Origin of the sequence: Devosia sp. 63-57, from assembly GCF_001899045.1 — a bacterium.
Lineage (GTDB): Bacteria > Pseudomonadota > Alphaproteobacteria > Rhizobiales > Devosiaceae > Devosia > Devosia equisanguinis.
On record NZ_MKUY01000005.1, the window covers coordinates 193,335 to 219,911 of the forward strand.

At 64.7% G+C, this 26,577-nt stretch carries 31 protein-coding genes; 22 read left to right on the top strand and 9 right to left on the bottom strand.

The window, feature by feature from the left end; all coding sequences use genetic code 11:
• The first annotated feature begins 171 nt into the window (after positions 1–171).
• The 7 genes from panB to BGO80_RS09205 all read left to right on the top strand — a co-directional run bounded on the left by panB (position 172) and on the right by BGO80_RS09205 (position 6,855).
• A complete protein-coding gene (gene panB, locus BGO80_RS09175; RefSeq protein WP_286721036.1) occupies positions 172–990 on the top strand; it encodes a 3-methyl-2-oxobutanoate hydroxymethyltransferase in 819 nt (272 codons plus the stop codon).
• On the top strand, positions 990–2,198 hold the full coding sequence (gene coaBC, locus BGO80_RS09180; protein ID WP_286721038.1) for a bifunctional phosphopantothenoylcysteine decarboxylase/phosphopantothenate--cysteine ligase CoaBC: 1,209 nt from the start codon (positions 990–992) through the stop codon (positions 2,196–2,198). Before panB ends, coaBC begins: the two co-directional genes overlap by 1 nt.
• Positions 2,195–3,046 (top strand): pantoate--beta-alanine ligase, encoded by an 852-nt coding sequence (gene panC, locus BGO80_RS09185; RefSeq protein ID WP_286721040.1) that lies wholly within the window; start codon positions 2,195–2,197, stop codon positions 3,044–3,046. Before coaBC ends, panC begins: the two co-directional genes overlap by 4 nt.
• A 217-nt stretch (positions 3,047–3,263) precedes the next feature.
• Complete coding sequence (locus BGO80_RS09190; protein ID WP_126150973.1) at positions 3,264–3,554, top strand: STAS domain-containing protein; 291 nt, start codon at positions 3,264–3,266, stop codon at positions 3,552–3,554.
• Positions 3,551–3,916, top strand: coding sequence for a response regulator (locus BGO80_RS09195; RefSeq protein WP_126150974.1), 366 nt, complete (start codon positions 3,551–3,553; stop codon positions 3,914–3,916). Before BGO80_RS09190 ends, BGO80_RS09195 begins: the two co-directional genes overlap by 4 nt.
• Before the next feature lie 28 nt (positions 3,917–3,944).
• Entirely contained in the window at positions 3,945–6,281 is a 2,337-nt protein-coding gene (locus BGO80_RS09200; RefSeq protein ID WP_286721043.1) for a chemotaxis protein CheA, read from the top strand.
• Between the two features lie 73 nt (positions 6,282–6,354).
• The gene (locus BGO80_RS09205) at positions 6,355–6,855 is read left to right on the top strand and encodes a chemotaxis protein CheW (RefSeq protein WP_223214213.1); all 501 of its coding nucleotides are present in this window, start codon (positions 6,355–6,357) and stop codon (positions 6,853–6,855) included.
• A 191-nt stretch (positions 6,856–7,046) separates the two neighbouring features.
• Here the strand turns inward: BGO80_RS09205 and BGO80_RS09210 are convergent, their stop codons facing one another.
• Genes BGO80_RS09210 through BGO80_RS09220 form a run of 3 tightly spaced genes read right to left on the bottom strand, consistent with a single transcriptional unit; the run spans position 7,047 to position 9,875 of the window.
• Positions 7,047–8,138: an ATP-dependent DNA helicase gene (locus tag BGO80_RS09210; protein WP_286721045.1), complete on the bottom strand. Its 1,092-nt coding sequence runs from the start codon at positions 8,136–8,138 to the stop codon at positions 7,047–7,049.
• Positions 8,138–8,821, bottom strand: coding sequence for a fumarylacetoacetate hydrolase family protein (locus tag BGO80_RS09215; RefSeq protein ID WP_286721046.1), 684 nt, complete (start codon positions 8,819–8,821; stop codon positions 8,138–8,140). The genes BGO80_RS09210 and BGO80_RS09215 overlap by 1 nt, the downstream gene beginning before the upstream one ends.
• The gene (locus tag BGO80_RS09220) at positions 8,814–9,875 is read right to left on the bottom strand and encodes an aldo/keto reductase (RefSeq protein ID WP_286721048.1); all 1,062 of its coding nucleotides are present in this window, start codon (positions 9,873–9,875) and stop codon (positions 8,814–8,816) included. Before BGO80_RS09220 ends, BGO80_RS09215 begins: the two co-directional genes overlap by 8 nt.
• Before the next feature lie 132 nt (positions 9,876–10,007).
• Here BGO80_RS09220 and BGO80_RS09225 point away from each other — a divergent pair, with 132 nt between their 5' ends.
• From BGO80_RS09225 to BGO80_RS09250, 6 genes are all read left to right on the top strand, one after another.
• The gene (locus BGO80_RS09225; protein WP_126149329.1) at positions 10,008–10,694 is read left to right on the top strand and encodes an AprI/Inh family metalloprotease inhibitor; all 687 of its coding nucleotides are present in this window, start codon (positions 10,008–10,010) and stop codon (positions 10,692–10,694) included.
• An 8-nt stretch (positions 10,695–10,702) separates the two neighbouring features.
• Positions 10,703–11,068 carry a GFA family protein gene (locus BGO80_RS09230; RefSeq protein ID WP_286721051.1) on the top strand — a complete coding sequence of 122 codons (366 nt, stop codon included), beginning with the start codon at positions 10,703–10,705 and terminating at the stop codon, positions 11,066–11,068.
• Positions 11,069–11,092: 24 nt separating this feature from the next.
• The gene (locus BGO80_RS09235) at positions 11,093–11,959 is read left to right on the top strand and encodes an EamA family transporter (protein WP_286721053.1); all 867 of its coding nucleotides are present in this window, start codon (positions 11,093–11,095) and stop codon (positions 11,957–11,959) included.
• Between the two features lie 43 nt (positions 11,960–12,002).
• A complete protein-coding gene (locus BGO80_RS09240) occupies positions 12,003–12,401 on the top strand; it encodes a YciI family protein (RefSeq protein ID WP_286721054.1) in 399 nt (132 codons plus the stop codon).
• Positions 12,402–12,482: 81 nt separating this feature from the next.
• Entirely contained in the window at positions 12,483–13,130 is a 648-nt protein-coding gene (locus BGO80_RS09245) for a LysE family translocator (protein WP_286721055.1), read from the top strand.
• Complete coding sequence (locus tag BGO80_RS09250) at positions 13,130–13,978, top strand: 23S rRNA (adenine(2030)-N(6))-methyltransferase RlmJ (RefSeq protein ID WP_286721057.1); 849 nt, start codon at positions 13,130–13,132, stop codon at positions 13,976–13,978. The genes BGO80_RS09245 and BGO80_RS09250 overlap by 1 nt, the downstream gene beginning before the upstream one ends.
• 16 nt (positions 13,979–13,994) lie before the next feature.
• Here the strand turns inward: BGO80_RS09250 and murB are convergent, their stop codons facing one another.
• Both murB and BGO80_RS09260 read right to left on the bottom strand, forming a co-directional pair.
• Positions 13,995–15,008: a UDP-N-acetylmuramate dehydrogenase gene (murB, locus tag BGO80_RS09255; RefSeq protein ID WP_286721058.1), complete on the bottom strand. Its 1,014-nt coding sequence runs from the start codon at positions 15,006–15,008 to the stop codon at positions 13,995–13,997.
• 268 nt (positions 15,009–15,276) lie between these two features.
• On the bottom strand, positions 15,277–15,780 hold the full coding sequence (locus BGO80_RS09260) for a pseudoazurin (RefSeq protein WP_502686554.1): 504 nt from the start codon (positions 15,778–15,780) through the stop codon (positions 15,277–15,279).
• Between the two features lie 215 nt (positions 15,781–15,995).
• On the opposite strand from BGO80_RS09260, the gene nirK reads away from it, so the two are divergent.
• The 4 genes from nirK (at position 15,996) to BGO80_RS09280 (ending at position 20,173) form a co-directional block, all read left to right on the top strand.
• Complete coding sequence (gene nirK, locus BGO80_RS09265) at positions 15,996–17,126, top strand: copper-containing nitrite reductase (RefSeq protein ID WP_286721060.1); 1,131 nt, start codon at positions 15,996–15,998, stop codon at positions 17,124–17,126.
• A 71-nt stretch (positions 17,127–17,197) separates the two neighbouring features.
• Entirely contained in the window at positions 17,198–18,085 is an 888-nt protein-coding gene (locus BGO80_RS09270; protein WP_286721062.1) for an SUMF1/EgtB/PvdO family nonheme iron enzyme, read from the top strand.
• A gap of 148 nt (positions 18,086–18,233) precedes the next feature.
• Entirely contained in the window at positions 18,234–18,878 is a 645-nt protein-coding gene (locus BGO80_RS09275) for a Crp/Fnr family transcriptional regulator (protein ID WP_502686568.1), read from the top strand.
• A gap of 92 nt (positions 18,879–18,970) precedes the next feature.
• Positions 18,971–20,173, top strand: a complete 1,203-nt coding sequence (locus BGO80_RS09280; RefSeq protein ID WP_286721064.1) for an NnrS family protein — start codon at positions 18,971–18,973, stop codon at positions 20,171–20,173.
• A gap of 17 nt (positions 20,174–20,190) precedes the next feature.
• Here the strand turns inward: BGO80_RS09280 and BGO80_RS09285 are convergent, their stop codons facing one another.
• The 4 genes from BGO80_RS09285 to BGO80_RS09300 are packed head-to-tail and all read right to left on the bottom strand — an operon-like array spanning position 20,191 to position 22,620.
• Positions 20,191–20,502, bottom strand: a complete 312-nt coding sequence (locus BGO80_RS09285; protein WP_286721066.1) for a metal-sulfur cluster assembly factor — start codon at positions 20,500–20,502, stop codon at positions 20,191–20,193.
• Positions 20,499–21,005, bottom strand: a complete 507-nt coding sequence (locus BGO80_RS09290) for a DUF2249 domain-containing protein (protein WP_286721067.1) — start codon at positions 21,003–21,005, stop codon at positions 20,499–20,501. Before BGO80_RS09290 ends, BGO80_RS09285 begins: the two co-directional genes overlap by 4 nt.
• Positions 21,002–22,348, bottom strand: coding sequence for a hypothetical protein (locus BGO80_RS09295; protein ID WP_286721069.1), 1,347 nt, complete (start codon positions 22,346–22,348; stop codon positions 21,002–21,004). Before BGO80_RS09295 ends, BGO80_RS09290 begins: the two co-directional genes overlap by 4 nt.
• Before the next feature lie 20 nt (positions 22,349–22,368).
• Positions 22,369–22,620 carry a DUF2249 domain-containing protein gene (locus BGO80_RS09300; RefSeq protein ID WP_126149341.1) on the bottom strand — a complete coding sequence of 84 codons (252 nt, stop codon included), beginning with the start codon at positions 22,618–22,620 and terminating at the stop codon, positions 22,369–22,371.
• Positions 22,621–22,873: 253 nt separating this feature from the next.
• Here BGO80_RS09300 and ccoN point away from each other — a divergent pair, with 253 nt between their 5' ends.
• The 5 genes from ccoN to BGO80_RS09325 are packed head-to-tail and all read left to right on the top strand — an operon-like array spanning position 22,874 to position 26,489.
• Positions 22,874–24,517 carry a cytochrome-c oxidase, cbb3-type subunit I gene (gene ccoN, locus BGO80_RS09305; RefSeq protein ID WP_126149342.1) on the top strand — a complete coding sequence of 548 codons (1,644 nt, stop codon included), beginning with the start codon at positions 22,874–22,876 and terminating at the stop codon, positions 24,515–24,517.
• 4 nt (positions 24,518–24,521) lie between these two features.
• Complete coding sequence (gene ccoO, locus BGO80_RS09310; protein WP_286721072.1) at positions 24,522–25,253, top strand: cytochrome-c oxidase, cbb3-type subunit II; 732 nt, start codon at positions 24,522–24,524, stop codon at positions 25,251–25,253.
• Positions 25,253–25,426, top strand: a complete 174-nt coding sequence (locus BGO80_RS09315) for a cbb3-type cytochrome c oxidase subunit 3 (protein WP_286721073.1) — start codon at positions 25,253–25,255, stop codon at positions 25,424–25,426. Before ccoO ends, BGO80_RS09315 begins: the two co-directional genes overlap by 1 nt.
• Positions 25,417–26,289, top strand: a complete 873-nt coding sequence (gene ccoP / locus BGO80_RS09320) for a cytochrome-c oxidase, cbb3-type subunit III (protein WP_286721075.1) — start codon at positions 25,417–25,419, stop codon at positions 26,287–26,289. The genes BGO80_RS09315 and ccoP overlap by 10 nt, the downstream gene beginning before the upstream one ends.
• Positions 26,286–26,489, top strand: a complete 204-nt coding sequence (locus BGO80_RS09325) for a hypothetical protein (RefSeq protein WP_286721077.1) — start codon at positions 26,286–26,288, stop codon at positions 26,487–26,489. Before ccoP ends, BGO80_RS09325 begins: the two co-directional genes overlap by 4 nt.
• The last annotated feature ends 88 nt before the right edge of the window (positions 26,490–26,577 follow it).

Consider the following 26,577-nt stretch of genomic DNA (forward strand, 5'->3'; position numbering starts at 1 on the left):
GGTGTACCGGCTCGAGGCCGGAATGCCTTTGATCGGGATCAAGCTCTCCCGCTTTTGTTGCCCCCATGGCGCATAGCACCAATGAAGGGCTTTAACCGGGTTGCACAATGCCCTATCTCGACACCCACAAGGCCGGGCGATTGCCGACCCGGTCGAGATGGAGGACTTGCCATGTCGGCCCAGACCCCCACGAAGCGCCTCACCCTTCGCGACATCGCCGCGATGCGCCGGCGCGGCGAGCCGATCGCCATGCTCACCGCCTATGACGCCACCATGGCGGCCCTGGTCGATCGCGCCGGGGTCGACATGATCCTGGTGGGCGACAGCCTGGGCAATGTGGTGCTGGGGCACGAAACCACCCTGCCGGTGACACTGGACGACATGATCCGCCATGCTGGCGCGGTCAAGCGCGGCTCGGCCCGGGCGCTGCTGGTCTGCGACATGCCCTTCGGCTCGGTCACCGACCCCACGACGGCACTCGATAATGCGGTGCGGGTGATGAAGGAGACCGGGGTCGAGGCGGTCAAGATCGAGGGCGGAATTGCCATGGTGCCCACGGTCGAAAAGCTGGTGGCCCATGGCATTGCGGTCATGGCCCATATCGGGCTGACGCCGCAATCGGTGCACCAGATGGGCGGCTATTACATGCATGGTAAGGACGAGGCCTCGGCCAATCGGCTGCGCGAAGAGGCCCGGGCGCTGGAAGCCGCCGGCGCCTTTGCCATCGTTCTCGAATGCGTCACCCCGGTGCTGGCGGCCGAGATTTCCCGGTCCCTCACCATTCCCACCATCGGCATAGGCTCCGGGCAGGATTGCGCAGGGCAGGTGCTGGTGATCAACGACCTGATCGGGCTCAATACCAGTCCGCCACCCAGCTTTGCCAAGCCGCGGGCCGATGTCGCCGCGGTGATCCGAGCGGCTGTGGGCGAATACATTGCCGACACCAAGGCCGAGCGCGGCCCCATCCCCCTGCCCCGGCGGGCCGAATAATGGCCAATATCCTCATCGCCGTGTCCGGCTCGATCTCGGCCTACAAGATTGCCGATGTGGTCTCCGAACTGGGCAAGGCGGGCCACCAGGTGCAGTGCCTGCTGACCCAAAGCGCCACCGAATTCGTGAGCCCACTGGTGCTGGAAACCCTGAGCGGGCGGCCGGCCCGTTCAGCGGTGTTCGGGCCCGATGTCTCGGGCACCGAACATATCGACCTGGCGCGTTGGGCCGACCTCATGGTCTTTGCCCCGGCCAGCGCCAATATGCTGGCGCGGCTGGCTTTGGGCTTGGCCGACGATCTGCCCTCGACCGTGGCGCTGGCCACCGATGCGCCACTGCTTATCGCGCCGGCGATGAACACGGTGATGTGGGACAAGCCCATCGTACAGCAGCATCTGGCAACGCTGGTCGCGCGCGGCGCGCAAGTGATCGAACCGGCCTCGGGGCTTTTGGCCTGTGGCGAGGTCGGCGTCGGCAAGCTGGCTCCCGTCGCCGCCATCGTCGCCGCCATCGAGGCCGCCGTCCTGCCGCAACGCACGGACCTTTCCGGGAAAACCATTCTGATCACTGCCGGTCCGACCACCACGGCCATCGATGCGGTGCGCTACATCACCAATCATTCCACCGGGCGCATGGGCGCGGCCATGGCCGAGGAAGCCCTGCGGCGCGGCGCGGTGGTAGATTATGTGCTGGGCGTGGACAAGGGCGTGGTGCGGCCAGTGGCGCCGCGCGGCGCCGAAAGCCGCCTCAACATCATCGAAGTGCGCACTGCTGAGGAAATGGCGGCGGCGGCGCTGGAGCACCTGCCCCGCGCCCATGGCGTGGTGGCGAGCGCCGCCGTCATGGACTATGCGGTCGCAGATCCCGCCACCAGCAAGCTTAAACGCGCCTCGGAGGCCATTGCCCTAGATCTCGTGCCATCCGTCGATGTGCTGGGCACGCTCAGCCAGGCGGCGACCGGAAAATGGTTCATGGGCTTTGCCGCCGAGACCGACAATGTCGAGGCCCATGGCCAGGGCAAGCTCAGAGCCAAGGGGCTCGATTTCCTCTTCGCCAATGCCGTGGCCAAGCTGGGTGAAACCGGCCAGACCGGCTTCGGCGTCGGCACCAATGCCGGGATATTGCTGGGCAAGGACGGCTCGCGCCACGAACTGGCGCTGGGGAGCAAGACCGATATCGCCCGCCAGATCTGGGATATCATCGCATGACCATCATCCTGCGCGACAAGGCGGCCCTCAGCGCCTGGCGCTCTGCCGTGCCTTCCGACCAGCGCGTCGGCTTCGTGCCCACCATGGGCGCGCTGCATCAAGGCCATGTCAGCCTGATGCAGCAGGCCCGCGAAGCCGCCGACATCGTCATCGTCTCGATCTTCGTCAATCCGCTGCAATTCGGCCCCAACGAGGACCTCTCCCGCTATCCCCGCCCCATCGAGGCCGATATCGCAAAGCTCGAGGCCGCTGGAATCGATGCCCTGTTCCTGCCCTCGGTTGAGGACATGTATCCGCAAGGGGCCTCGACCATGGTGGTCGAGAACCTCGTTTCCGGCCCACTCTGCGGCGCCATGCGGCCAGGCCATTTCAACGGCGTCACCACTGTGGTGCTGAAACTCTTCAACCTGGTGCAGCCGCATCTGGCCATTTTCGGGCAGAAGGATGCCCAGCAATGCGCCGTGATCGAGCGCATGGTGCGCGATCTCGACGTGCCGGTCGAAATCCGGCGCGGCCCCATCGTGCGCGAGGCCGACGGGCTGGCGCTGAGTTCGCGCAATGTCTATCTCGCCCCCGAGGACCGCGCCGCCGCACCGCTGATCCACCAGAGCCTGCTTGCCGTCGAAGTCGCCTATCGCGCCGGCGAGACCGATGCGCAGGCGCTCGCCGCCATCGGCATGGGTATACTTGCGCAATCCCCCCGCATCGCGCCGCAATATTGGGACGTCCGCGATCCCGAAAGCCTCGGCGCCATCGCCCGCGTCGGATCGCGCGGCGCCCTGCTGGCCGTCGCCGCGCATCTGGGGACCACGCGGCTCATCGACAATATGCTGATTGGTGGGGACTAGTTCGTTTCGCCGTGAACCCGCGAGGCTGAGGGCGCTGGCGCGCTCAGCCCCTTCGGGTACGTCAAGCCCTGCGAGCATAGCTCTGCGGGCCTATGCCCTTCCAGTCGCGCCACCGGCGCGTCTGGCCGCTTTGCGGACAGGGCATAGTTAGCACTTCTTAAACCGTTGGGGGAGAATATGCCGCGAGGAGAAATACTCCGGGGGCACGCCAACAATTATGGCACAACAAATCAATCAAGCAGTGGACTTGCCGGGCATTATCGATCTGGACGCGATCGATGCCATTCGTGACCGGCTGATCGACGCTCTTGAACTTGGATCCGTGGTCGTCAAGGCCGACGCGGTCGAGCGGGTGTCGACCAATGCGCTCCTGCTCCTGGTCAGCGCCGCCGAGACTGCGCGGCGGAACCATTTCGATTTTGCCATTGAAGCGCCGAGCGCCGCCATGACAACGGCGATCGAGCGGCTGGGGCTGGGCTCCCAGTTTTCGGGGATGATGAAACAATGACTTTGCGCGTACTGACGGTGGACGATTCTCGGACCATTCTGGCCATGCTGCACCACACCCTGTCCAATGCGGGGTTCGAGGTGCTGCAGGCCGAGGATGGCAAGCAGGGGCTCGACGTCCTCAAATCGGAAACGGTTGATGTGGTGATCACCGACATCAACATGCCGGTGATGGACGGGATCGAGTTCATCAAGAATGTGCGCGCCACTGGCCAGCACAATTCGCTCCCCATTCTCATCCTCACCACCGAAACCAGCCAGGACAAGCGCGACCAGGGCAAGGCCGCCGGCGGCACGGGCTGGATCGTCAAGCCGTTCGATCCTGAAAAGCTGATTTCGGTCATCCATCGCGTCGTGCACTAACCATCAAGCCAGGGCTGGACGAGCCGCAATGAGCGATCTCGACGATTTCAAGGCAACCTATTTCGACGAGTGCTCCGAGCTCCTGACCGAGCTTGAGGAGCAGTTTGCCGCGATCGAGGCAGGCGAGCGCGACAGCGATCGTCTCAATGCCGTGTTCCGCGCCATCCACTCGATCAAGGGCGGCGCCGGTGCCTTCGGTTTTTCGGCGCTGGTGGGCTTTGCCCATGCCTATGAAACCCTGCTCGACTATGTGCGCGACGGCCGCGTGGAACTGACCGACGACGTGGTCACTCTGTGCATCCGCGCCAACGACATTGTCGCCGACTACGTCAATGCTGCCCAGACCGGGGAAGACCTGCCCTCCGATTACGGCCAGGAAGAAAAGGCCCGCTTCGACGCCATCGCCCGCGGCGACAAGGGCGACGACGATCTCGACGGCGAGATCATGGAAGAATTCGACATCGACTTCACCCCCGTCGCGGTCAAGCTCGACCTGGGCGGCGACGCTGGCGAAGCTCCGGTGGAAGACGCCTTCGAGGCCGCGCCCATGGCCGCCGTGCCCGGGCAGTGGGAAATCCGCTTCACCCCGCACCGCGCCCTTTATGCCCGCGCCAACGATCCGCTGCTGCTGTTCCGCGAACTGGCTCTGCTCGGCAAGATGAGCGTACGCGCCGTCATGGGCAATGTACCGCTTCTAACCGATTTCGACCCCTTCTCGGTCTATTGCTCTTGGGAAATTACCCTGGTTTCGCCCGAATTGAGTGAAGCCGCGATCCGGGAAGTGTTCGAATTCGTCGATGGCGACTGCGATATCGTCGTGGCCCAGGCCGGCTCGGTCGAACTTGCCGAGATCGAGGACACCCCCAGCCCGGCCGGAGCCGGCATCGAGGACATGTCGCTGAGCCTGATGGCGCTGACAGAGGACGAAGTCGCCCCTTCCGTTCCCGACATCATCGACCTGCTCGACGCCGCGGAAGCAGCCATGCCGCCAGCGGCAACAGCGGCTCCCGAAGCCCCTGCGGCCGACACGTTCGAAGAGGCCCCGGCCCTGAGCTTTGCCGCGCTGGCCGAGGAAATTCGCCCCACCCCCGTGGTGGCGCCCCCGCCGCCGAAACCCGCTGCCCCGCCAGTGGCCAAGGCCGCCCCCGCATCGGGTGATGCCGAGGAGAGCAATGGCCGCGGCGCCGGCGTACAGTCGATCCGCGTCGATCTCGACAAGGTGGACCGCGTCGTCAACATGGTGGGCGAACTGGTCATCACCCAGTCCATGCTGACCCAGCAGATGGATGAGACGCTGCGTGCCCGCTATACCGAACTGGTGCGCGGCCTAGAAGTTTTGGCCCAGACCACCCGCGGATTGCAGGATTCGGTGATGGCCATCCGCGCCCAGCCGGTCAAATCGGTGTTCTCCAGAATGCCGCGCCTCGCGCGTGAGCTGGCGACCAAGACCGGTAAGAAGATCAAGCTCGAGACCATTGGCGAGAATACCGAAATCGACAAGACGGTGATCGAGCAATTGTCCGATCCGCTGACCCACATGATCCGCAATTCGGCCGACCACGGCATCGAAACCCCGGACAAGCGCCTGGCGGCGGGCAAGAACGAGACCGGCACCATCCGGCTCAGCGCCGAACAGGCCGGTGGCAATATTCTCATCATCGTCGAGGATGACGGCGCCGGCATCAATCGCGAACGCGTGCTGAAACTGGCCCGCGACAAGGGGATCGTCGCTCCGGACATAACCCCGACCGACGAGCAGATCGACCAGCTGATCTTTGCCCCCGGCTTCTCCACCGCCGAGGCGGTGAGCGACATTTCCGGCCGTGGCGTCGGCATGGACGTGGTTCTGTCCAACATCAAGAAGATCGGCGGCTCGGTGCATGTGCGGTCCTGGACCGGCAAGGGCACGCGCATGACGCTGCGCCTGCCGCTGACCCTGGCCGTGCTCGACGTCATGCTGGTCAAGGTCGGGGAGTCCCCCTATGTGGTGCCGCTCTCCTCGATCGTGGAAACCATGCAATGCTCGCGCGCCAATTTCGAGCGCGTCCCTTCGGGCGGCAAGGTTTTGCAGGTGCGCGGGGAATATGTGCAGGTCATCGACCTGGCGCAGCGGTTCTCCATGGCCACCGCGACCGAGCCGGACGAGCGTTTCGTGGTGCTGTGCGAAACCGAAGGCAGTCAGAAGGTGGCGTTGGTGGTGGACGATATCATCGGCCAGCAGCAGGTGGTCATCAAGAGCCTCGAGGAGAACTTCGAGCGCGTCGAGGGCATTGCCGGCGGCACCATTCTGGGCGACGGCAATGTGGCGCTGATCGTGGATGTGCAGGGCCTGCGCACCAATCACCTGCACCAGAACGCCGCCTGACGAGTTTTACGGGCACCCGCGAAGCCGGTGCCCTGCGTAGTTTGAGTTGAGTTGCCCAGAAGGGCAGAAAGGCATGTACTCGAAAATGGAAGCGCTGAGTCTTCGGGACGACATGGGCGACAAGACCGCTATTGCCGGTCAAAATACCCTGCAGCTGATCGCCTTTTCCATCGGTGAACAGACCTATGGCGTGGAGATCACCACGGTGCGCGAAATCCGCGCCTGGAACGGGGCGACGCCCCTGCCCAATACCCGCGAATTCGTGCGCGGCGTGATCAATCTGCGCGGCACCATCGTGCCGATCTTCGACCTGCGCGCCCGCTTCGGCGACGGCCAGACCTCGCCCACCAAGAACCATGTCGTGGTGGTGATGAGCGTCGGCGACAAATGGGTCGGCATTCTCGTCGACGCCGTCAGCGACATCCTGACCGTCAGCCGCGACGACATCCACAATGTGCCAGAAGGCAATTCCATCGACACCGAACTGCTCAACGGCATCGTCACCCATGACAGCCGCATGGTGGGCCTCATCGACCTGCACGCCGTGGTCGTCGGCGCCAAGATGGACGGCTGATTCTTGGTTTTTGGTGCGCTCGCACGAGGTGCCGGCGCTCCGGATTCTTTCAAGCTGAGCTGAACTCCGGGCTCTTTCGCCTCCCTCCACCTTGAGGGGAGGGAATGAGGGTGGGGGTCCATCAGTGTGTCACGGAACCACCCCCCACCCCGGCCCTCCCCCTCAAGGGGCGAGGGCGCGACAAGGCCGGATCAGCTCACGATCGTGATCTTTTCCGCCGCCCGCGTAATCCCCGTATAGAGCCAGCGCGCCCGCTCCTCGCGGAAGACGAAACTTTCGTCGAACAGGTAGACATTGTCCCATTGGCTGCCCTGCGCCTTGTGGACGGTGAGGCAATAGCCGAAGGTGAACTCGTCGAAGGCCCGCCGCTCGGTCCAGCTCATGGCGTCTTCCTCGCCCGAGAAGAAGGCCTTGTGCGTCAACACCTTGACCTCACCCTTGCCCTCGTCGTCGGCCAGCATCAGGCTCCATTTGCCATTGGTGCGCCGGGTCGCATCGGTCACGATCCAGATCTGCCCGTTGAGCAGGCGTTTGCGCGGATTGTTCCTCAAACACACCATGCGGTCGCCCACCACCGGCTCGTGGAAGGGCAGGCCCTTCAATTCGCGTAAGCGGTCATTATAGGTTAGCCGGGTCTTGTTGCGGCCCACCAGCACCTGGTCGGCCTCGAGCACCGCATCGCGATCCACCTTGTCGCGCCCCACCACGACGCTTTCGCCATAGCGGCCATGCTCGAGAAAGCCGCCCTCCCGAACCGCCATGGAGAGCTGGATGATCGGATTATCCGCCGCCTGGCGATGGATTTCGGTCAGCATGACATCGGGCTCCTCATTGATGAAGAACCCGGCGCCCTGCACCGGCGGCAGCTGGAACGGATCGCCCAGCACCAGGATCTTGACCCCGAAGGACAGAAGGTCGGCGCCCAATTGCTCGTCGACCATCGACACCTCGTCGATGACGATGAGATCAGCATCCGCCGCCGGGCTTTCCGGATCGAGCACGAAGCGCGGCTCGCCATCGCCCTCGCTGACCAGCGTGTAGATGAGGCTATGGATGGTCTGGGCGCCCTTGCAGCCGCGCTTGCGCATCACCAGCGCCGCCTTGCCGGTAAAGGCGGCATATTTGACGTTGCGGATATCCTGCGCCAGATGCACGGCCAGGGTCGACTTACCGGTCCCGGCCCAGCCGAACAGACGAAAAACCTGCGGCGCGTTGCGATCCTTGAGCCAGGCCGAAACCGCCACGAGGGCCGCATCCTGCTGGCTCGACCAGACCGGCGCCATCAGACGATCTCCGTCCGCACGCTGCCCACGCCCTCGATCCTGCCCTCCAGCACATCGCCAGGGCCCACCGCGCCGATCCCGGCGGGCGTGCCGGTCATGATCAGGTCACCGGCCCTCAGCGTCACGAAACGGCTGAGAAAGGCCACGGTCTCGCTGACGCTCCAGATCTGCTGGGAGAGGTCGCCCCGCTGCCGCTCGACGCCATTGACCGCGAGGGTGATGGCGCCGTGATCGGGATGGCCGATGGCGCTGGCCGGCTCGATGGTGCCGATGGGCGCGGAATGATCGAACCCCTTGGCCATGTCCCAGGGCCGGCCGGCTGTCTTGGCCGCGGCCTGCAGGTCGCGCCGGGTCATGTCGAGCCCCACCGCATAGCCATAGACATGCTCGAGCGCATCGCTCTCGGCGATATCTGCGCCGTCTTTGCCGATGGCCACGACCAATTCGATCTCGTGATGAAGGTCGCTGGTTTGGGGCGGATAGGGCATGGGCGCGCCGCCGATCACCAGTGCATCGGCGGGCTTGGAAAAGAAGAAGGGCGGATCGCGCGTGTCATTGCCCATTTCGCGCACATGCTCTTCGTAATTGCGGCCCACGCAATAGACCCGGCGCACCGCAAAGAGGCCGCCACGCGCGATGGGGACGCTGACCGGGGCATGGGGCTCGAACAGGAAATCAGCCACGCTTGAACTCCTCGGCATAGGGGCCGATCAGGTCCATGTCCACCGGGCTCAGCCGATCCTGCGACGAGAACGACTGGTGCCAGTAGGGATAGAGCAGCGGCGGACGACTGACCTTGTCGAGCCGGGCACGTTCCTCGGCGCTCAGCTTGAAATCGGCCGCCGCGATATTGTCGGCGAACTGCTTTTCATTGCGGCCGCCAATGATCAGCGAGGTGACGCCAGGCCGCCCCAGGAGCCAGGCCAGCGCCACCTGTGCACCCGACACCCCGCGATCCTCCGCAATAGCGACAATCTCCTCGATCACATCGTACAGTTTTTCCTGGTCATAGACCGGCGGCTCGCGGAAACCCCCGACATGGCGGCCGGTTTCGGGCCCACCGCTGCGGCGATATTTGCCCGAAAGCAGCCCGCCGGCCAAAGGCGACCAGACCAGGATACCCAGCCCCTGGTCCTGGGAAATCGGCACCAGCTCATATTCGGCCTCGCGGCTATGGAGGGAATAGTGAATCTGCTGGGACACGAAGCGCGCATTGTGCCGCTGGTCGGCAGAGGCCAGCGCCTTCATGATGTGCCAGCCCGAATAGTTCGAGCAGCCGATATAGCGCACATGGCCATGGCGCACGAGCGTGTCGAGCGCTTCCATGGTCTCCTCGATTGGCGTGCGGCCATCCCATTCATGCACCTGGTAGAGATCGATGACATCGGTCTTGAGGCGTTTGAGGCTGGCCTTGCACTGTTCAATGATGTGATGGCGGGAAAGGCCGGCCTCATTGGGGCCATCGCCCATTTTGAACCGCACCTTGGTGGCGATCAGAGCCTTCTGGCGGCGGCCGTTCTCGGCCAGGATGGCCCCCAGGATTTCCTCGGATACGCCGGCATTGTAGACATTTGCGGTGTCGTAGAGATTGATCCCGGCATCGAGGCACATATCCACCTGCCGCGCGGCGTCTGCCGGGCTGGTATTGCCGATCTTTTCGCTGCCGCCAAAGGTCATGGTCCCCATGGTCAGGACCGAGACCCTGAGGCCCGAGCGCCCGAGATAGCGATACTCCATGGGATTCCTCCTTTGTTCCGGGTAATGAAGGGCTAAAGCGTTCGCGGGGCCGGGTCAATGCCGGTGCACTTGCCCATCGCAGAATCGTCCCGCCTGGGGCACATTCGGCCGGTCCGACGGAGGAGATAGGTCATGCGCATGCGCTTGCTGGTGGTAACGATCCTGGCCCTGCTCGCGGCGCCGGTTCTGGCGCAGGATGCCAGCCGCTATGCCGGCGACTGGCAGGTGACGACCGGCGAGGGGACCGGCATGTGCCGCATCAACCTCGCCACCACCTCGAGCACATCCGGCCTCTGGGCCACGAGCCTCGGATGCCTGGGCCCACTGGCCATGGTCAATGGCTGGCGGACCGAAGGGGGCAATGTCCATCTCCTCGGCTATGACGGCAGGCCCGTGGCCACCTTCTCGCCCAATGGCCGGGCGCTGGACGGGCGTTTCGCCGATGGCGCGCCGGCCCTGCTCGCCCCGCTCAGCGGCCAGAACGTCGCCTCCAACCAGCCCGCCCCGGCGCAGAACTGCATCCGCCACCCGGCGAGCGGCTATTGCGCCGACGCCGCCGATATCGCCGTGCCCACCGCCTTTCCGCTCTGGGTACGCGGCCTGCACCCACTTGTGATCCGCCAGCAGCCAACCATGGCCAGCGCCAAGCTGGGCGAGACCACGGCCAACCAGTGTTTCATGATCGACAGCTGCCAGGCGACGCAAGAGGGCTATCGCTGCCATATCGCCCCGGGCCAGAACGGGCTGCCCACCGGCTATGTGCTCAAGCACTTTACCCAGCCAGAAGGCATTTTCATCGGCTTCCAGAATTTTTGCTGAGCACGGCCATGGACCAGCACACATCTCTCACCGCCACCTGCCATTGTGGCGCCATCAGCATCACGCTCAAAAGCGCCCCCGCCGAGATCACCCATTGCAATTGCAGCCTCTGCCGCCGCTATGGCGTGCTCTGGGCCTATTATCCAATCGCCGAAGTGGTGGTGGAGGCGCGCCAGCCGACCGACACCTACGCCTGGAACGGCAAGAACGTCGATTTCCACCGCTGCGGCACCTGCGGCTGCATCACCCATTGGCTGCCGCGCAAACCGACGCGCACCAGCATGGGCATCAATGCGCGCCTCATTGAACCCGGCACCCTCAAAAGCGCTGAAATCAACTACAAGGACGCAGCGGGCACCGGTCTGTTCTTTTAGCAAGCCCCACAGAAAGCCTCTCGCGTGCGGCCCAATTCCGTCGTTCTTCCCGTTCTGCTCGTTACCCTCGGCATGGTCTTTACCCAGACCGGGGCAAGCTTTGCCAAGATGTTGTTTCCCCTGGTCGGTCCGGCTGGCGCCACCGCCATGCGCCTGACGCTGGCGGCTTTGGTCTTGATCACGGTGTTCCGGCCCTGGCGCCAGCGACTCGATGGGCGGCAATGGCGGGCCGTGCTGCTCTATGGCGGCGCCATGGGGGCGATGAACCTCTTCTTTTACGCCGCGCTCGAGCACATTCCCCTCGGCATTGCCGTGGCGCTCGAATTCACCGGCCCGCTCGCGGTCGCCCTGTTCGGCGCGCGCAAACCGCTCGATTTCTTCTGGATCGGGCTGGCGGTGGCAGGTTTTGCGCTCTTGCTGCCCTGGGGCGAGGCCTCGGACCATATTTCTCCCATCGGCATCGTCCTGGCGCTCTGCGCCGGGGCCTGCTGGGCCGGCTATATCATTTTCGGCCAGCGCGCCGGCACCGGCGGAGGCCCCCATATCGCCGCGCTCGGCGTCGGCACGGCGGCGGTGATCGCCCTGCCTTTCGGCCTTGCCACCGCCGGAACGGTGCTGTTCGATCCCGCGCTTTTGCCGCTGGGTCTTGCCATTGCGCTGCTCTCGAGCGCCATTCCCTATGCGCTCGACATGGTGGCCCTGCCACATATTCCGGCCCGCCTCTTCGGCATCTTGATGAGCGGCCAGCCGGCCTTTGCCGCCCTGTCCGGGCTGGTGCTGCTGCACGAAACGCTGGCCGCCCCCCAGATCGCCGGCATTGCTGCCATCATGGCGGCCTCGATCGGCGCCACGCTGACCATTGCCCGGCGCAGCAAGCCCAAGATTGCCTGAAAGCGCGTCCGGGGGCATAATCTGCTGCCCCGAGGAGGTCCCCATGCTCTATGCCATCCTGTGTTACAACGAAGAAAATGCCGTCTCGCAATGGACCAAGGAAGAAGACGCGGCCTGCATGGCCCGGCTCGGCGACGTCCAGGCCAGGATGAGCGCCAAGGGCAAGCTCGGCCCGGTTGTGCGGCTATGGAACACCGACGAGGCCAAGACCCTGCGCAAGGCCTCGGGCGAAGCCGTCGTATTCGATGGCCCCTTTGCCGAGACCAAGGAGCAGTTTCTGGGCTTCTACGTCGCCGATTGCGAGACCATGGACGAGGCGCTCGACTTTGCCCGCCAGCTCTCCATCGCCAATCCGGGCCTCGGCGCCTATGAAATCCGCCCGCTCCGCTATTTTGGGGACAATCGCCTCGCCAGCGAACCGCAGGTCCAGGCCGCCGAATAGGGTTCAGTCGGGCATGGCTCGCCCCTACCGCCGGACGGCGAATAGTGGCAGTGTCGCGGCTGCATCCAATCCGAGCCACCCATGCCCGCTTTCGTCCCCGACCTGCCCGTCATCCTTGCCTTTGCACTGGCCGCCTTCGTCCTGGCGGTCACGCCCGGACCCGACATGGCGCTGTTCATCTCGCGCACCATGAACTGGGGCCGCAGCCATGGCTTTGCCACCGTGCTCGGCGCGACCACGGGCATTGCCGTGCACACCATGCTGGTGGCCTTTGGCATTTCCGTGCTGATCGTGACCGCCCCGGCCGCCTTCTGGGCCCTCAAGATCGTCGGCGCGCTTTATCTCATCTGGCTCGCCATCCAGGCCATTCGCGATGGCGGAGGCCTTTTGGTGCCGCGCGCCGCCGGCAAGCGCCCCAGCTGGGGCCAGTCCTATCTCACCGGGCTCGGCATCAATCTCACCAATCCCAAGGTGGCGCTGTTCTTCGTGACCTTCCTGCCGCAATTCGTCTCGGCCTCCGATCCGGCGGCATCGAGCAAGCTGCTGTTTCTGGGGCTCGAATTCGTCATCGTCTCGCTGCCGGTGGTGATCGCCATCGTGCTCTTCGCCGAATGGCTGACGCGGACGCTCAAGGAAAATGCCTGGGTCGGCAAGGCACTCAACTGGAGCTTCGCCGCCGTGTTCATGGCCTTTGCCGCCACCATCCTTCTGGCGGAAGGCCGCAAATAATGAACTATCGTCACGCCTTTCACGCCGGCAATTTCGCCGATGTGGTCAAGCACGTCATCCTCACCCGCATCCTTGCCTATCTCATGCGCAAGCAGGCCCCCTTCCGCGTCATCGACACCCATGCCGGGCTCGGAATCTATGACCTCATGGGCGGACAAGCGGAAAAAACCGGCGAGTGGCAGGACGGCATCGGCCGGGTGCTGGATGCGAGCCTCCCCGCCGATACCGCCGAGCTACTGTCCCCCTATCTCGCTGCCGTGCGGGCGCAGAACCCGGATGGCGGCTTGCGTTACTATCCCGGCTCGCCCTTTATCACCCGCCACATGCTGCGGGCGCAGGACCGGCTGATGGGGTTCGAGCTGCATCCCATCGATGCCGAACGGCTCAAGGAGAATTTCGCCGGCGATTTCCAGACCCGCATCACCGCGCTCGACGCCTGGAAGATTTTCGGCACCCATCTGCCGCCCAAGGAAAAGCGCGGACTGGTGCTGGTCGACCCGCCCTTCGAGGAGAAGGGCGAGTTCGAGCGGATGACGAGATCGCTGGTCCAGGGCCATCAGCGCTGGCCCGGCGGCATCTATGCCTATTGGTATCCGATCAAGGAGCCCGGCGAGGTCGAGGCCTATATCAAGGCGCTGAAAGCGACCGGCATTCCCAAGATCCTGCGGCTGGAGCTCACCATGCGCGCCCCCTCCACGCCGCCGCGCCTCCATGGCACCGGCATGGTGGTCGTCAACCCGCCCTTCGTGCTGGAAGCCGAGATGCGTACGGCATTGCCGACCCTTGCGCGCCTGCTCGGCGACGACAATAGCGGCACGACGCGCGTCGAATGGGTGGCCGGGGAATAGCGGGGAGCCGCTGCCCTCAGAAAAACACCGGCTCTTCCTGGAGGCGGACGCCAAAGCGATCGAAAACCGTAGCCTTGATATGGGCGGCCAGCGCCGCGATGTCCTCGGCTGTGCCGCCGCCGTGATTGACCACGACCAGAGCATGGCGAGGCGAGGTGCCCACCGGCCCCAGGCGAAAACCCTTGAGGCCGCTTTGCTCGATCAACCAGCCGGCCGAAAGTTTGACCCGACCATCGGGCTGCGGATAATTGGGGGCACTGGCGAGCTCCGCCACAACCGCAGCGGCTAGTTCGGGCGCGACGATGGGATTGTGGAAGAACGAGCCCGCATTGGGCTCGACATGCCAATCAGGCAGTTTTGACTGCCGCAGCGCCACCACCCGCTGCATCACCGCCTCCGGCGTCGCCCCCTCGCCCAGTTCGGCCAGCCCCGCAAATCCGAGATTGGCCCGCCACGGGCGCGGCAGGCTGAGCCGCAGCGACAGAACGACATAGCGGCCCGGCTCGCGCTTGAAGCGGCTGTCGCGATAGGCGAAGGCACATGCGTCGCGGCCAAAACGCTGTTCGCGCTGCTCCATCCGGTCATAGACGAGGACACTGTCGAGAAAATCGGCCACTTCGGCACCATAGGCCCCGATATTCTGCACCGGCGCCGCGCCCACCGTACCGGGAATCAGCGCCAGGTTTTCGAGCCCGCCAAAGCCCTGTCCCACCGACCAGGCGACGAGATCGTGCCAGTTCTCGCCCGCCGCCACCTCGAGCAGCACCGCATCACTGCGCTCTTCGAGCACGGTACGGCCGGAGATCGCCATGAGCGCGGTAATGCCCTCGAAGCGCGGCGCCAGCACCACATTGCTGCCCCCGCCCAGGAGGCGCACCGGCAGGCCCATGGCCTCGGCCTCTGCAAACAGTGCTGGCAGCTGCGCCGGGCTTTCGACAAAGGCGCCGAAACGCGAAACGGCCCGCAGCGCCAGGGTGTTGCGGGCCGAAAGATCGAAATCGGGAATCAATTGGGGAGCTATGGCGTTCATGGCCGGCAAAATGCGCCGCCCGGCGGCAGAGCACAATCGGCTGTTTTGCCCTTGCCGACAAAACAGCCGAGATCGCCGGGCTGGTTATGCCCAGGACGTCCTGGATCATTTCAACTTGAGGTGGACTCTTGGCTCTTTCGCCTCCCTCCCCCTTGAGGGGAGAGATTGAGGGGGGGGCCATCAGTGGATTCCTAAACGACCCCCACCCCGGCCCTCCCCTCAAGGGGGAGGGGGCGATGAGGCCGGATCAACCAGAACGTGAAACGCTCTAGAGGCCGAGTTCGGCATAGGCAGCGGCAAAGCGCTCGCCCACCTTGTTGGGCACTTTGAAGGCCTTGACCGCATCGAGGTTTTCCAGCCCGTCGCCGACCACGACCAGCGCCACCATGCCCATTGCATAGTGCGGCGTGCATTTGAGGCCATAGACGCCGGGCACGTCGAAGGTGACCGTATAATTTTCGCTGACCTTGCTTTTAAAGATCGCGGCGCCCTCCGGGATCATTTCCTTGATGGTCTCGACATTGTGGCCCTTGTCGGTGGGAACGAAGGTGATGCTGTCGCCAACCGCGATCTTGATGGCGGCCGGCTCAAACACCATGGCGCCTGCAGCGCCCTTGTTGAGCATATGCACCTCATGGGTCACGCCCTGCGCGAAGGCCTGGTCGACATGCACGAAAGGGGCGGCAGCCGCCAGGGCCAGCATGCCCAGCAGGACGGCGCGGCGCGCGGTGGTGGTCTGGCTCAGCACTGCAATATCGGGGAAACGGCGCATGTTCATTCTCCATGGAAAACCGGGTCGGGGACGGCCCGTCGCCACAGTCCTATCAATGCCGGGACAAGGCGGACTTTGACCCCGAACAAACAGCAGCAGAAAAGATGCACACCGAATGCATCATTATTTGTTCCGGCTCAATGTGGCGCGCCCCAGAAGGCATAGCTTGCCCCTTGAACGGAGCGGGACCACCCCGCGACACGATGGAGAGCAAAATGGCTGACAAGAACACGGTCTCGCGGAGAGCTTTGCTGGCCGGCGTCGCCGCTATAGGTGCGGCCACGCAGTTGGCCGCAATATTGCCGGCCGCAGCACAAGAAACGGGCAATGCCATGGCGGCACCGGTCGACCTCAACACTCTGGAACGCATCAAGGTCGACCTTGTCGCTCCGCCTTTCGTCCATGCCCACGAACAGGTCGCCACCGGTGGACCGAAAATCGTCGAGTTCACCATGACGATCGAGGAAAAACGGCACGAGGTCGATGACGGCGTCGAAATCTGGGGCATGACCTTCAATGGCTCGATCCCCGGCCCGATGATGGTCGTGCATGAAGGCGACTATGTCGAGCTGACGCTGATCAACCCCGACACCAACCTGATGATGCACAATATAGACTTCCACGCCGCAACGGGCGCGCTGGGCGGCGCGGCGCTGACCCATGTCAATCCCGGCGAAAAGGCGGTACTGCGCTTCAAGGCCAGCAAGGCCGGTGTGTTCGTCTATCACTGCGCTCCCGAGGGCATGGTGCCCTGGCACGTCACCTCGGGGATGAATGGGGCCATAACCGTGCTGCCGCGCGATGGCCTCAAGGACCCCGCCGGCAATCGCCTGACCTATGACCGGGTCTACTATGTCGGCGAGCAGGACTTCTATGTGCCCAAGGATGCCGACGGCAACTACATGGCCTTCGAGAGCATCGGCGACGGCTATGCCGATACGCTCGAGGTGATGCGCAGGCTGATCCCCAGCCATGTGGTGTTCAATGGCAAGGTCGGCGCACTGACGGGCGACAATGCGCTCAAGGCCAAGGTTGGCGAAAAAGTGCTGATCCTGCATTCGCAGGCCAACCGCGATACGCGGCCGCATCTGATCGGCGGGCATGGCGATTTCGTCTGGCCCACGGGCAAGTTCCACACCCCGCCCGATGTCGACCAGGAAACCTGGTTCATCCCCGGCGGTGCAGCGGGCGCAGCCCTCTATACGTTCCTGCAGCCGGGCGTCTACGCCTATGTGAACCACAACCTGATCGAGGCCTTCGAACTCGGCGCTGCCGGCCACTTCGTGGTGGAAGGCGACTGGAACGACGACCTGATGACCAGCGTGCTGCCCCCCACGGCGATCTAGGGACGCCTCTTCTGCCCCAAGCAAGCGACCGGCGCGACCCCTTGCGCCGGTAACCCCTCCGAGAGGCTTTCATGACTGCCGCCACCACCCATGCCAAACATCCCCACCACCTGGCCCTCCCCGCCAGCCTGCTGGTTCTGGCGCTCGGGGCCATGGCGGTGCAGGTCGCCCCGTTGCCCCTAGTGTTCCAGACCGCTGACGTTCTGGCGCCCCCGACCGTCACCCTGCCGGCAGGAAACCTCAACTACCGCGCCCCCGGCGTCTATATGCGCAATGGCGCTCAGGTGGATGCGCCGCTCATCGACGCCGTGTTCGACGCGCCGGTGGTGATCATGCAGAACCAGGTCAGCGCCGCCGATTACGGATTGTGCGTCGCCGACGGCGCCTGCCAGCGGGCCGAGCCGGTCAATATCGGCAGAGGCAATGTGCCGGTGACCGGGGTAAACTATAATGATGCGGTGGCCTATGCCGGCTGGCTCTCGGCCCGGACCGGGCAGAGCTGGACCCTGCCCACCGACGCCGAATGGGCCTATGCCGCCGGCGAGCGCTTTACCGATGACGCGCTGGGACTGGATGACGGCGCCAACCCGGCCCTGCGCTGGCTTGCCGACTACAACAAGGAAGCCGCACGCAACCGCGCCGCCGATCCGCCTCCCCGGGCTTTGGGCAGTTTTGGTGCCAATAGCCATGGCGTCATCGATATGGCTGGCAATGTCTGGGAATGGACCGACAGCTGCTATAGCAAGACCCATATCGATGCGGCCGGCACCGTGCTCGGCAGCACCGAGGCCTGCACCATCCGCATGCTCAACGGCCAGCACCGCGCGCCGATGAGCACCTTTGTGCGCGACGCCAAGAGCGGTGGCTGCTCGGTCGGCACCCCGCCCGACAATCTGGGCTTCCGCCTGGTGCGTCGGCCGGCCTGGTACGAGCCCTGGCTCGCCCGCCTGGGCATCTGAGCCATTGACTGGTACCAGGGGGTGCGACCCGCGTGCAGGTATCGCCATTCCCACTTTTGATGTATTTCAAGTGCATCAAAAGCCGGAGACCCGCGAATTGGCTGATATCGACCGGAGCCTGGTGCGGTCCCTGCCGCTCTTCGCCAATATGAGCGATGCCGATATCGACCGGCTTTTGGCACGGGCCAGCCTGCGGCGCCTGTTGATCGGCGAGGCCGTGTTCGAGCAGGGCCAGAAGGCTACTCAATTCTTCCTATTGCTGCATGGCCGCCTGAAGGTGATGCAGGTCACCTCCGAAGGCCAGCAGATCATTGTGCGGGTCGTCCACCCCGGCGACCTCTTCGGTTTCGCCCAGGCGCTGCAGCGCGACGATTATCCCGGCACCCCGCTGGCGGCGGCCGAAAGCCTGGTGCTGTGCTGGCCCAACGAGGTTTGGGGCCATTTCGTCGAACAGAACCCGCTTATGGCCGTCAACGCCATGCGCACCATCGGCCAGCGCCTGCAGGAGGCCCATACCCGCATTCGCGAAATGGCCACCGAAGAAGTGGAACGCCGCGTCGCCCATGCGGTACTGCGCCTGATGGACCAGGCCGGCAAGCGCGAGGAGGACGGCGTGCGCATCGATTTCCCCCTCACCCGCCAGGACGTGGCCGAAATGACCGGTACGACGCTGCATACCGTGTCGCGCATTTTCAGTGCCTGGGAAGGCCAGGGAATCGTGAGGGGTGGACGACAAAAACTGCTGGTGCGCGATCGCGCCCGGCTTGCCGCTCTGGCCGAGGGTGAAGGCTGACCCCGCCGCCGGCAAGTTTGCGCCACGACAAGGACGCCGGCACCGAGGCCCGCTAGCGCTCGGATAGCGATATCCCGAAGTTCGAGCTTTCCATGACCCCCACACCCCGCAAACCCGTGCCGCGCGGCCTCGCCCGGAGCGGACCCATCCTGCTTGCCTATGGCTTCCGGCCGTTCTTCCTGGCCGCCGGCATCTGGGCCATCCTGGCCATGGGTCTGTGGATCGCCGCCCTCGCCACAGGCTTTGATATTGGCGGGTCCTATGGCGGGCCGGCCTGGCATGCGCACGAAATGCTGTTCGGCTATTCGAGCGCGGCCCTGGCCGGGTTCCTGCTCACCGCCATTCCGAACTGGACCGGTCGCCTGCCGGTCTCGGGTGGACCGCTGGCACTGTTATTCGTCGTGTGGCTGGCAGGGCGGCTGGTGCTGGTCGCCCCCGATCTGCTGGGCCTGCCGCTCTCCATCCTCATCGACAGCGCCTTCCTGGTGCTGCTGTTCGGCATTTGCTTGCGCGAGATCGTCGCCGGGGAAAAATGGCGCGATCTCAAGGTACTGGCCGCCGTGGCCGCCTTGGCGCTGGCCAATATCGGCTTTCACGCGCTGATCGTCTCCAACGATGACCCGACCTTGGCGAGCCGCCTCGCCGTTGCCGCCTATATCATGCTGATCGCCATTATCGGCGGCCGCATCGTACCCAGCTTCACCCGCAACTGGCTGACCAAGCGCCATGCCACCGCCTTGCCGACGCCCTATAACGGGCTCGACACCACCGCCCTGCTGTTCAGTCTCGGCGCCCTGGCCTGCTGGGTCATCGCGCCCGAATGGATCGGCACCGCCGTCGCGGCGGTGATTGCCGGGCTATTGCAGGCCTGGCGGCTGGGCCGCTGGCAGGGCTGGCAGACCAACGCGGAGGCCCTGGTGGTGGTGCTGCACCTGGCCTATGGCTTCGTGCCGCTGGGCTTTTTCGCCATTGCCCTGGTGCCCTTTGGGCTTCTCGACGCGGCCTCGGCGCTGCATGTGTTCACCGTGGGCGGCATCGGACTCATGACCTTGGCGGTGATGAGCCGGGCGACACGCGGGCATACCGGGCTGCCGCTGCTAGCCAGCCGCCGGACCGCTGTCAGCTATATACTGCTGGGGCTGGCGGCGCTGTTGCGCCCGGCCGCCATGCTGGCGCCGGACCTGACCATGATGGTGCTGGAACTGACGGCGCTGTGCTGGATGGCAGCCTTTGCGCTCTATGTCGTCGAATATGCACCGCCCATTCTCGGGCGTCGCAAGCCGCGGGCCGAATAGGCCCGCTTGCTGCGCTGTCAGAACTGGGCCGAAACCTCGGGCGACATCATCTCGGGTCCCCAGGGCGGATCGTAGCAAAGCTCTACCGTCACCGCGGTGACGCCCGGCACCGCGCCGGCCCGCTCGGTCACAGCATCCTGGAGGAAGCCGCTGGCGGGGCAGAAGCGCGTGGTGGTGGTCATGACAATGGCCGCCGCGCCCTCATCATCGACCCCGATATCATAGACCATGCCGAGATCGACGATGTTGAAGCCAAGCTCGGGATCGATCACTGCATGCAGGGCCGCGCGGATATCGGCCTCGATCTGCATGCGGGCGGGAAAGCTCATGGCCGCCGCCCCGCCCGCACCATCAGCCGGTAATGCTCGCCCGCAGCGTCGAAATCGCCGGCCCAGGCATGGCCGCGGGCACTGAGCTCGGGAAACAGCAGCAGCGGCTCGCGACCCAGCAGCGCGAACAGCACCTGGCCCTCGCTCATGGTTTCGAGCTGGGTGAGGATGCGCACCATCGGCTCGGGCGGATCGAGATCGGAGAGCTCGAGATAATGGAAGGGATCGTCCCAGCTATCCGGATCTTCGGGTATGGAGGCGCCGGTGAGGACACTTTCGGCCTGGGGCGTGAACACCACCTGCCACTCGCCATGATCGAGCAGGGTCGCGTCATAGCCGAAACCCTTGGCCTGCATCACCGAAAACAGCGGCTCCGGCCGGAAGGTGGCGAAGAGCTTGAGCCTTTGCCCGGGTTCGAGACGATTGACTGCATCCATGATGGCGCCAAACGGTTCGCCGCCATCGCGCAAGAGGGGGCGGACGTCCAGCTCGAGATCGTTCATAGAAAACTCCTTTGTCGGGGCACCAACAGCCGGGGTCGGGGGTGATCGTGCCAGGGGGCGGGCAGATCAGCGAGGCGCCGCGCCCGGTAAAATTGCAGGATGAGCCAGGAGACGGCGAGCAGCTGGCACAGCGCCGCCGCCCGGAACACCAGGGGCAGGCCGCATTGCAGCGCCAGAGCCGCGCCGAGAACGGCGGCGAAATAGGCGAGGAAGGCGAGCCGGGCACGGGGCTCGGCCACCAGGTCCTGCACCCGCGGCGTCGGCTTGCGGCCCATCAACGGGGCAAAGCACTCGAGCCAGGTGAGGAAGGGAACGATCTTGTAGAGCATGGCCAGACCCAGACCGCCGAGCCAGCCGAGGGCCAGGAGATAGACGGCGGCCGCGATCCCGGCTTCATTGCCGGCCCAGCTGGCACCGACCAGCCACAGCCCGCCCACCGGTAGCGCCGCAAAGGCCACCATGGCGGCGGCCATGTGCAATTCGAGTTCGCGCCGGCGCCGGCTGCGATAGAGCGCGACGATATCGCCGGCATAGGCAGCAAGGGCGCCGAGCCCGGCCAGCCCCGCAACGCCCAGGGCCAGCGGCCAGTCGGCATTGACGGCCAGCAGCATACCCAGGGCCAGGGCCAGGCCGGCCACCGCCACCAGCGCGCACCAGAAGACCAGGCGCGACAGCAAGCCCTTGCGCTCCGGCGCCACGAGGAACATCGACACCAGCCGATAGCTCACCCCCATGGCGGCAAGAGTCAGCCAGCCGCCCAGTCCGAAGCCGGCATGCAGCGGCACGCCATGGGTGATGATGGCAGCCGCGAAATCGCCGCCGAACAGGCCGGCAATGGCGCTGGCCAGCGTCTCTCCGAGCAGCGCCGTGACCAGCACGCTCATCAGCGCGATCGCCACGAATCCGGCCGGCAACGGCAGGCTCTTGGCGTTCAGCAGCGTCGAAAACAGGATAACGGCGGCAAGGCTGAGACCGGTGAGCAGCAGCAGGCCGCCCAGCGGCAGCGTTTCAGGCGGCACCTGCGCCCAGCCATCCATGACAGCAAAGCCCATCGGCAGGAGAATGAGCCCGGAAACGATCAACCCCAGCACGATGGGCGCAAGGCCGGCGAAACGCAGCGCACCGCCCACCAGCACTGGCAGGAATTGCAGCAGCGCCCCGGTCATCAGCAGCGTCAGCCAGCCCAGCACCACCAGATGCACCACGATCAGGGTCTGCGGCGCCAGCAGCGCCGCTTCGGGATAGCCGATACCGGCCGCCATCAGGCCCAGGGCGCAGACGAGAAAGCCCAGCGCCGCGCCGAAAAAGGCAAGGGTCCAGCGAGAGATGGCGGCCATCAGCATGGTGGTGTCTCGGTTTGAGCTCAGGCGGCCTTTTCGCGGCCCAGCGCCACGCGCCAAACCTCGTGACCGGCCTCGAGATAGGTCCAGGAGAACTGGCCCGGATATTCGGCCTGCAACTGATAGTGCAGCGGACGCGGATCGTGGTCATTGACGATGACGAAGCTTTCGCCCACTGCCAGCGCATTGGCCTTGGCGAAAATCTGCGGGTGCCGCGCACGCGGGGGAATGGTGCGCACGTCGATGAGATCGGCTTCCGCATTGGCTTGAGACATTGAATCCATCCTGGCCGCACCTGGCATCATGCGCCCGGCGGCGGCCGGACGCCGGGACGATGGCGAGGTTAGCGCGCCGCGGCTGCCCGCACTTTGTCGCGGCGCAAACTGCGCAACGGCCACGCCCCCTAAAAAAACATGCACATCAGAAGCATCTTTGATCTGGATCAAAGAAGCCCAGCCACTTTGCTCTACGGCTTGCTCCCATAAGTGGACTTTCTGCGACCGCAGAACCGGATTGGGGGCATTTGAGATGGTGGCTGATTTCACGCGCAGCGAGAGGGTAACGTCCCTCGTCCTGCTCGGAGGGCTGATCGTCGTGGGCTTGGCCATGGCGATCGGCGGGCGCAACGACCTGATGGGCGTGCATGGCTGGATCGTGGTAGCGGCGAGCCTGTGGGGCACTGTGACCCTGATCCGCGGCTTCGACCTGCCCGAACCCTCCGCCGAGCGACTGGCTCAATATTACGACGCGCCCACCCGCGTCGGCCTCATCCTCACTTTGCTCTGGGGCGTGGTGGGCATGGCCGCCGGCTTCTGGGTGGCGCTGCTTCTGGCCTATCCCGATTTCACCTTAGACCTCGCCTGGCTGAGCTGGGGCCGGCTGCGGCCGGTGCACACTTCGGGCGTGATCTTCGGCTTCGGCGGCAATGCGCTGATCGCCACCTCCTTCCATGTGCTGCAGCGCACCACCCGCGCCCGCCTGCCCGACGCCATCAGCCCCTGGTTCGTGTTGCTCGGCTACAACCTGTTCTGCGTGCTGGCGGCCAGCGGCTACCTCATGGGCATGACCCAGTCCAAGGAATATGCCGAGCCCGAATGGTATGCCGATATCTGGCTGGTCGTGGTCTGGGTGGTCTATTTCGCCATCTATATGCGCACTCTGGCCCGCCGCAAGGAACCGCATATCTACGTGGCCAACTGGTACTACATGGCCTTCATCCTGGTCGTGGCCATCCTGCACATCGTCAACAACCTGGCCGTGCCGATCTCGTTCGGCTCGTCGAAATCCTATTCGCTGTTCGCCGGCGTCCAGGATGCCATGACCCAGTGGTGGTACGGCCATAACGCCGTGGCCTTCTTCCTCACCGCCGGCTTCCTGGGCATGATGTATTACTACCTGCCCAAGCGCGCCGGCCGACCGATCTTCTCCTATCGCCTGTCGATCGTCTCGTTCTGGGGCATCACCTTCATGTATATGTGGGCCGGGTCGCACCACCTGCACTACACCGCCCTTCCCCATTGGGTGCAGACCCTTGGCATGGCCTTTTCGGTGGTGCTGCTGGTCCCCAGCTGGGCCTCGGCCGGCAATGCGCTGCTGACGCTGAATGGCGCCTGGCACAAGGTGCGCGACGACGCCGTGCTGCGCTTCATGGCGCTGGCGGCGATCTTTTACGGCATAACCACTTTCGAAGGCTCGTTCATGGCCATCCGCGCCGTGAATTCGCTCAGCCACTATACCGACTGGACCATCGGCCACGTGCATGCCGGGGCTCTGGGCTGGGTGGCGATGATCTCCTTCGGCGCGCTCTATGCGCTGGTCCCCTCGATGTTCAAGCGCGAGCGCATCTATTCGACGAAGCTGATCGAAGTGCACTTCTGGCTCGCCCTCTCGGGCACCGTTATCTACGTCTTCGCCATGTGGAATTCGGGCGTCATCCAGGGCCTGATGTGGCGCACCTATGACGAGAGCGGCGCGCTCAGCTACTCGTTCATCGAGACCGTCGAGGCCATGCACCCCTACTATATCGCCCGCGCCTTCGGGGGCCTCCTGTTCCTGCTCGGCGCCCTCACCGCTCTCTACAACACCATCATGACCATCCGCATGCCGGCTATCGGCACCGCGCCGGACGCCCAGGGCGACCTGCCGGCCGCCGCCATGCAGGCTGGAGAATAGCCCGATGTTTGGATTTCACTATCGCCTGGAACGCAGCGCCATCGGCCTCGTCGCCTTCATCGTCCTCGTGGCTTCCATTGGCGGCCTGATCGAGATCGCGCCGCTCTTCACCATCGACGAGACCGTGGAAAAGGCCGAGGACATGCGGGTCTATACCCCGCTCGAAGTGGCCGGCCGCAATATCTACATCCGCGAAGGGTGCTATGCCTGCCACAGCCAGATGATCCGCACCCTGCGCGACGAGGTCGATCGCTACGGCCCCTATTCGCTGGCGGTGGAGAGTAGCTACGACCATCCCCAGCTCTGGGGCTCAAAGCGCACCGGGCCGGATCTGGCGCGGCTGGGCAACAAATATTCGGATGACTGGCACGTCACCCATCTCAACAACCCGCGCGATCTGGTGCCGCAATCGGTCATGCCCGCCTATCGCTGGCTGTTGCGCGACCAACTGCGGACCGACGATCTCGGCGACCACCTGAGGGCCCTGCGCGCCGTGGGCGTACCCTATAGCGACGACCAGATCGCCAATGCCACCCGCGACGCCTATGGCCAGGCCAATCCGGACAGTCCGGAAGCCAGCGGCGTCGCCGAGCGCTATGGCGCCGACACCAATATCCGTGCCTTCGACGGCAAGCAGGGACCGCTCACCGACATGGATGCGCTGGTCGCCTATCTGCAGGTGCTCGGCAATCTCACCCAAGTCGCCCACACCACCCAGCAGGCGGAGGTTGAATAATGCCTTTTGATCATGAAGCAGTCGTCGGTTTCGCCAAGTCCTTCGGCCTGTTCTACCTGCTCGGCCTCAGCGCCATCTGCCTCGCCTGGACCTATTGGCCGTCCAACAAGAAGGGCTTCGATGAAGCTGCCAAAATGCCCCTGCTCGAAGAGGATGATCGGCCATGGCGCTGAAGGAACGCGATGAATTCACCGGCCAGGTCACCACTGGCCATGAGTGGAACGGCATCAAGGAACTGAACACCCCCATTCCGCGCCTGGTGTGGATCTTCCTCATCTCCATGGTGCTGTTCGGACTGGTCTGGACCGTGCTCATGCCGTCCTGGCCGGGCGTCAACGGCTATTTCCGCGGGCTTCTCGGCGTCGACCAGCATCAGGCGGTCAAGCAGAGTCTCGCCGAAGCCAATGCGCAGCGTGCCGCCTGGATGGATCGCCTCGCCACCGAGGACTTTTCCAGCCTGGCCGCCGACAAGGACATCATGACCGTGGTGCGCCAGGCCGGTCCCGCCATCTTCGCGGACAATTGCGCCGCCTGCCATGGTGCCGAAGGCAAGGGCAATCCCGGCTATCCCAATATTGCCCAATCGCCGATGATGTGGGGCGATGATACCGACGCCATCGCCGAAACCATCCGCGTCGGCATCAATTCTGCGCATCCCGAAACCCGCTACGGCCAGATGCTGGCCTTCGGGCGCGACCAGATGCTGTCGGGCGAACAGATCAACCAGCTCGCCGATTATCTCGTCGCCCTGCATGACGGCCCGGCCATTGCCCCCGAAACACGCAGCGAAGCCGAAACGCTGTTTGCCGAGAATTGCGCCGCCTGCCATGGCGAGGACGGGCTGGGGTCGACCGATACCGGCGCGCCCAATCTGATGGACGATTTCTGGATCTATGGCGGCACCCGCTCGGTGATCCGGCAGTCGATCTACAATGGCCGCCAGGGCACCATGCCCACTTGGGAAGGCCGCCTGTCGCCCGCCCAGATCCGCATGATGGCGCTCTACGTGCAGGACCTGCGAGGCAAGACGCCATGAGCGAAACGGGCCAAACCCCTCCCATCCGCCGCACCTGGCGGGTGGGCTGGATGATCGGGCTCGGCATCGTTGCCGTGTTGCTGCTCGCCAATGCCCATCTCGTCTATGTCGCCTTCTCCTCGCAGCCCGCCTGCGTCGATCACCTCAAGCTGCCCGATGGCAGTCCCGACCATTTCCGCGCCGCCAAGTCGGGGTGTTGAGAAACCAGATGCTGACCGCGGCGCTCAGATCCCCCACCCCAACCCTCCCCCTGCAGAAGGGGGAGGGAGTCCGGGCGCCGGGTATGGA

Coding starts and splice junctions, on each gene's coding strand:
- panB (WP_286721036.1), top strand. CDS start 172: ATGTCGGCCCAGACCCCCACGAAGCGCCTCACCCTTCGCGACATCGCC.
- coaBC (WP_286721038.1), top strand. CDS start 990: ATGGCCAATATCCTCATCGCCGTGTCCGGCTCGATCTCGGCCTACAAG.
- panC (WP_286721040.1), top strand. CDS start 2,195: ATGACCATCATCCTGCGCGACAAGGCGGCCCTCAGCGCCTGGCGCTCT.
- BGO80_RS09190 (WP_126150973.1), top strand. CDS start 3,264: ATGGCACAACAAATCAATCAAGCAGTGGACTTGCCGGGCATTATCGAT.
- BGO80_RS09195 (WP_126150974.1), top strand. CDS start 3,551: ATGACTTTGCGCGTACTGACGGTGGACGATTCTCGGACCATTCTGGCC.
- BGO80_RS09200 (WP_286721043.1), top strand. CDS start 3,945: ATGAGCGATCTCGACGATTTCAAGGCAACCTATTTCGACGAGTGCTCC.
- BGO80_RS09205 (WP_223214213.1), top strand. CDS start 6,355: ATGTACTCGAAAATGGAAGCGCTGAGTCTTCGGGACGACATGGGCGAC.
- BGO80_RS09210 (WP_286721045.1), bottom strand. CDS start 8,138: ATGGCGCCGGTCTGGTCGAGCCAGCAGGATGCGGCCCTCGTGGCGGTT.
- BGO80_RS09220 (WP_286721048.1), bottom strand. CDS start 9,875: ATGGAGTATCGCTATCTCGGGCGCTCGGGCCTCAGGGTCTCGGTCCTG.
- BGO80_RS09225 (WP_126149329.1), top strand. CDS start 10,008: ATGCGCATGCGCTTGCTGGTGGTAACGATCCTGGCCCTGCTCGCGGCG.
- BGO80_RS09230 (WP_286721051.1), top strand. CDS start 10,703: ATGGACCAGCACACATCTCTCACCGCCACCTGCCATTGTGGCGCCATC.
- BGO80_RS09240 (WP_286721054.1), top strand. CDS start 12,003: ATGCTCTATGCCATCCTGTGTTACAACGAAGAAAATGCCGTCTCGCAA.
- BGO80_RS09245 (WP_286721055.1), top strand. CDS start 12,483: ATGCCCGCTTTCGTCCCCGACCTGCCCGTCATCCTTGCCTTTGCACTG.
- BGO80_RS09250 (WP_286721057.1), top strand. CDS start 13,130: ATGAACTATCGTCACGCCTTTCACGCCGGCAATTTCGCCGATGTGGTC.
- murB (WP_286721058.1), bottom strand. CDS start 15,008: ATGAACGCCATAGCTCCCCAATTGATTCCCGATTTCGATCTTTCGGCC.
- BGO80_RS09260 (WP_502686554.1), bottom strand. CDS start 15,780: ATGCGCCGTTTCCCCGATATTGCAGTGCTGAGCCAGACCACCACCGCG.
- nirK (WP_286721060.1), top strand. CDS start 15,996: ATGGCTGACAAGAACACGGTCTCGCGGAGAGCTTTGCTGGCCGGCGTC.
- BGO80_RS09270 (WP_286721062.1), top strand. CDS start 17,198: ATGACTGCCGCCACCACCCATGCCAAACATCCCCACCACCTGGCCCTC.
- BGO80_RS09275 (WP_502686568.1), top strand. CDS start 18,234: ATGAGCGATGCCGATATCGACCGGCTTTTGGCACGGGCCAGCCTGCGG.
- BGO80_RS09280 (WP_286721064.1), top strand. CDS start 18,971: ATGACCCCCACACCCCGCAAACCCGTGCCGCGCGGCCTCGCCCGGAGC.
- BGO80_RS09285 (WP_286721066.1), bottom strand. CDS start 20,502: ATGAGCTTTCCCGCCCGCATGCAGATCGAGGCCGATATCCGCGCGGCC.
- BGO80_RS09290 (WP_286721067.1), bottom strand. CDS start 21,005: ATGAACGATCTCGAGCTGGACGTCCGCCCCCTCTTGCGCGATGGCGGC.
- BGO80_RS09295 (WP_286721069.1), bottom strand. CDS start 22,348: ATGCTGATGGCCGCCATCTCTCGCTGGACCCTTGCCTTTTTCGGCGCG.
- BGO80_RS09300 (WP_126149341.1), bottom strand. CDS start 22,620: ATGTCTCAAGCCAATGCGGAAGCCGATCTCATCGACGTGCGCACCATT.
- ccoN (WP_126149342.1), top strand. CDS start 22,874: ATGGTGGCTGATTTCACGCGCAGCGAGAGGGTAACGTCCCTCGTCCTG.
- ccoO (WP_286721072.1), top strand. CDS start 24,522: ATGTTTGGATTTCACTATCGCCTGGAACGCAGCGCCATCGGCCTCGTC.
- BGO80_RS09315 (WP_286721073.1), top strand. CDS start 25,253: ATGCCTTTTGATCATGAAGCAGTCGTCGGTTTCGCCAAGTCCTTCGGC.
- ccoP (WP_286721075.1), top strand. CDS start 25,417: ATGGCGCTGAAGGAACGCGATGAATTCACCGGCCAGGTCACCACTGGC.
- BGO80_RS09325 (WP_286721077.1), top strand. CDS start 26,286: ATGAGCGAAACGGGCCAAACCCCTCCCATCCGCCGCACCTGGCGGGTG.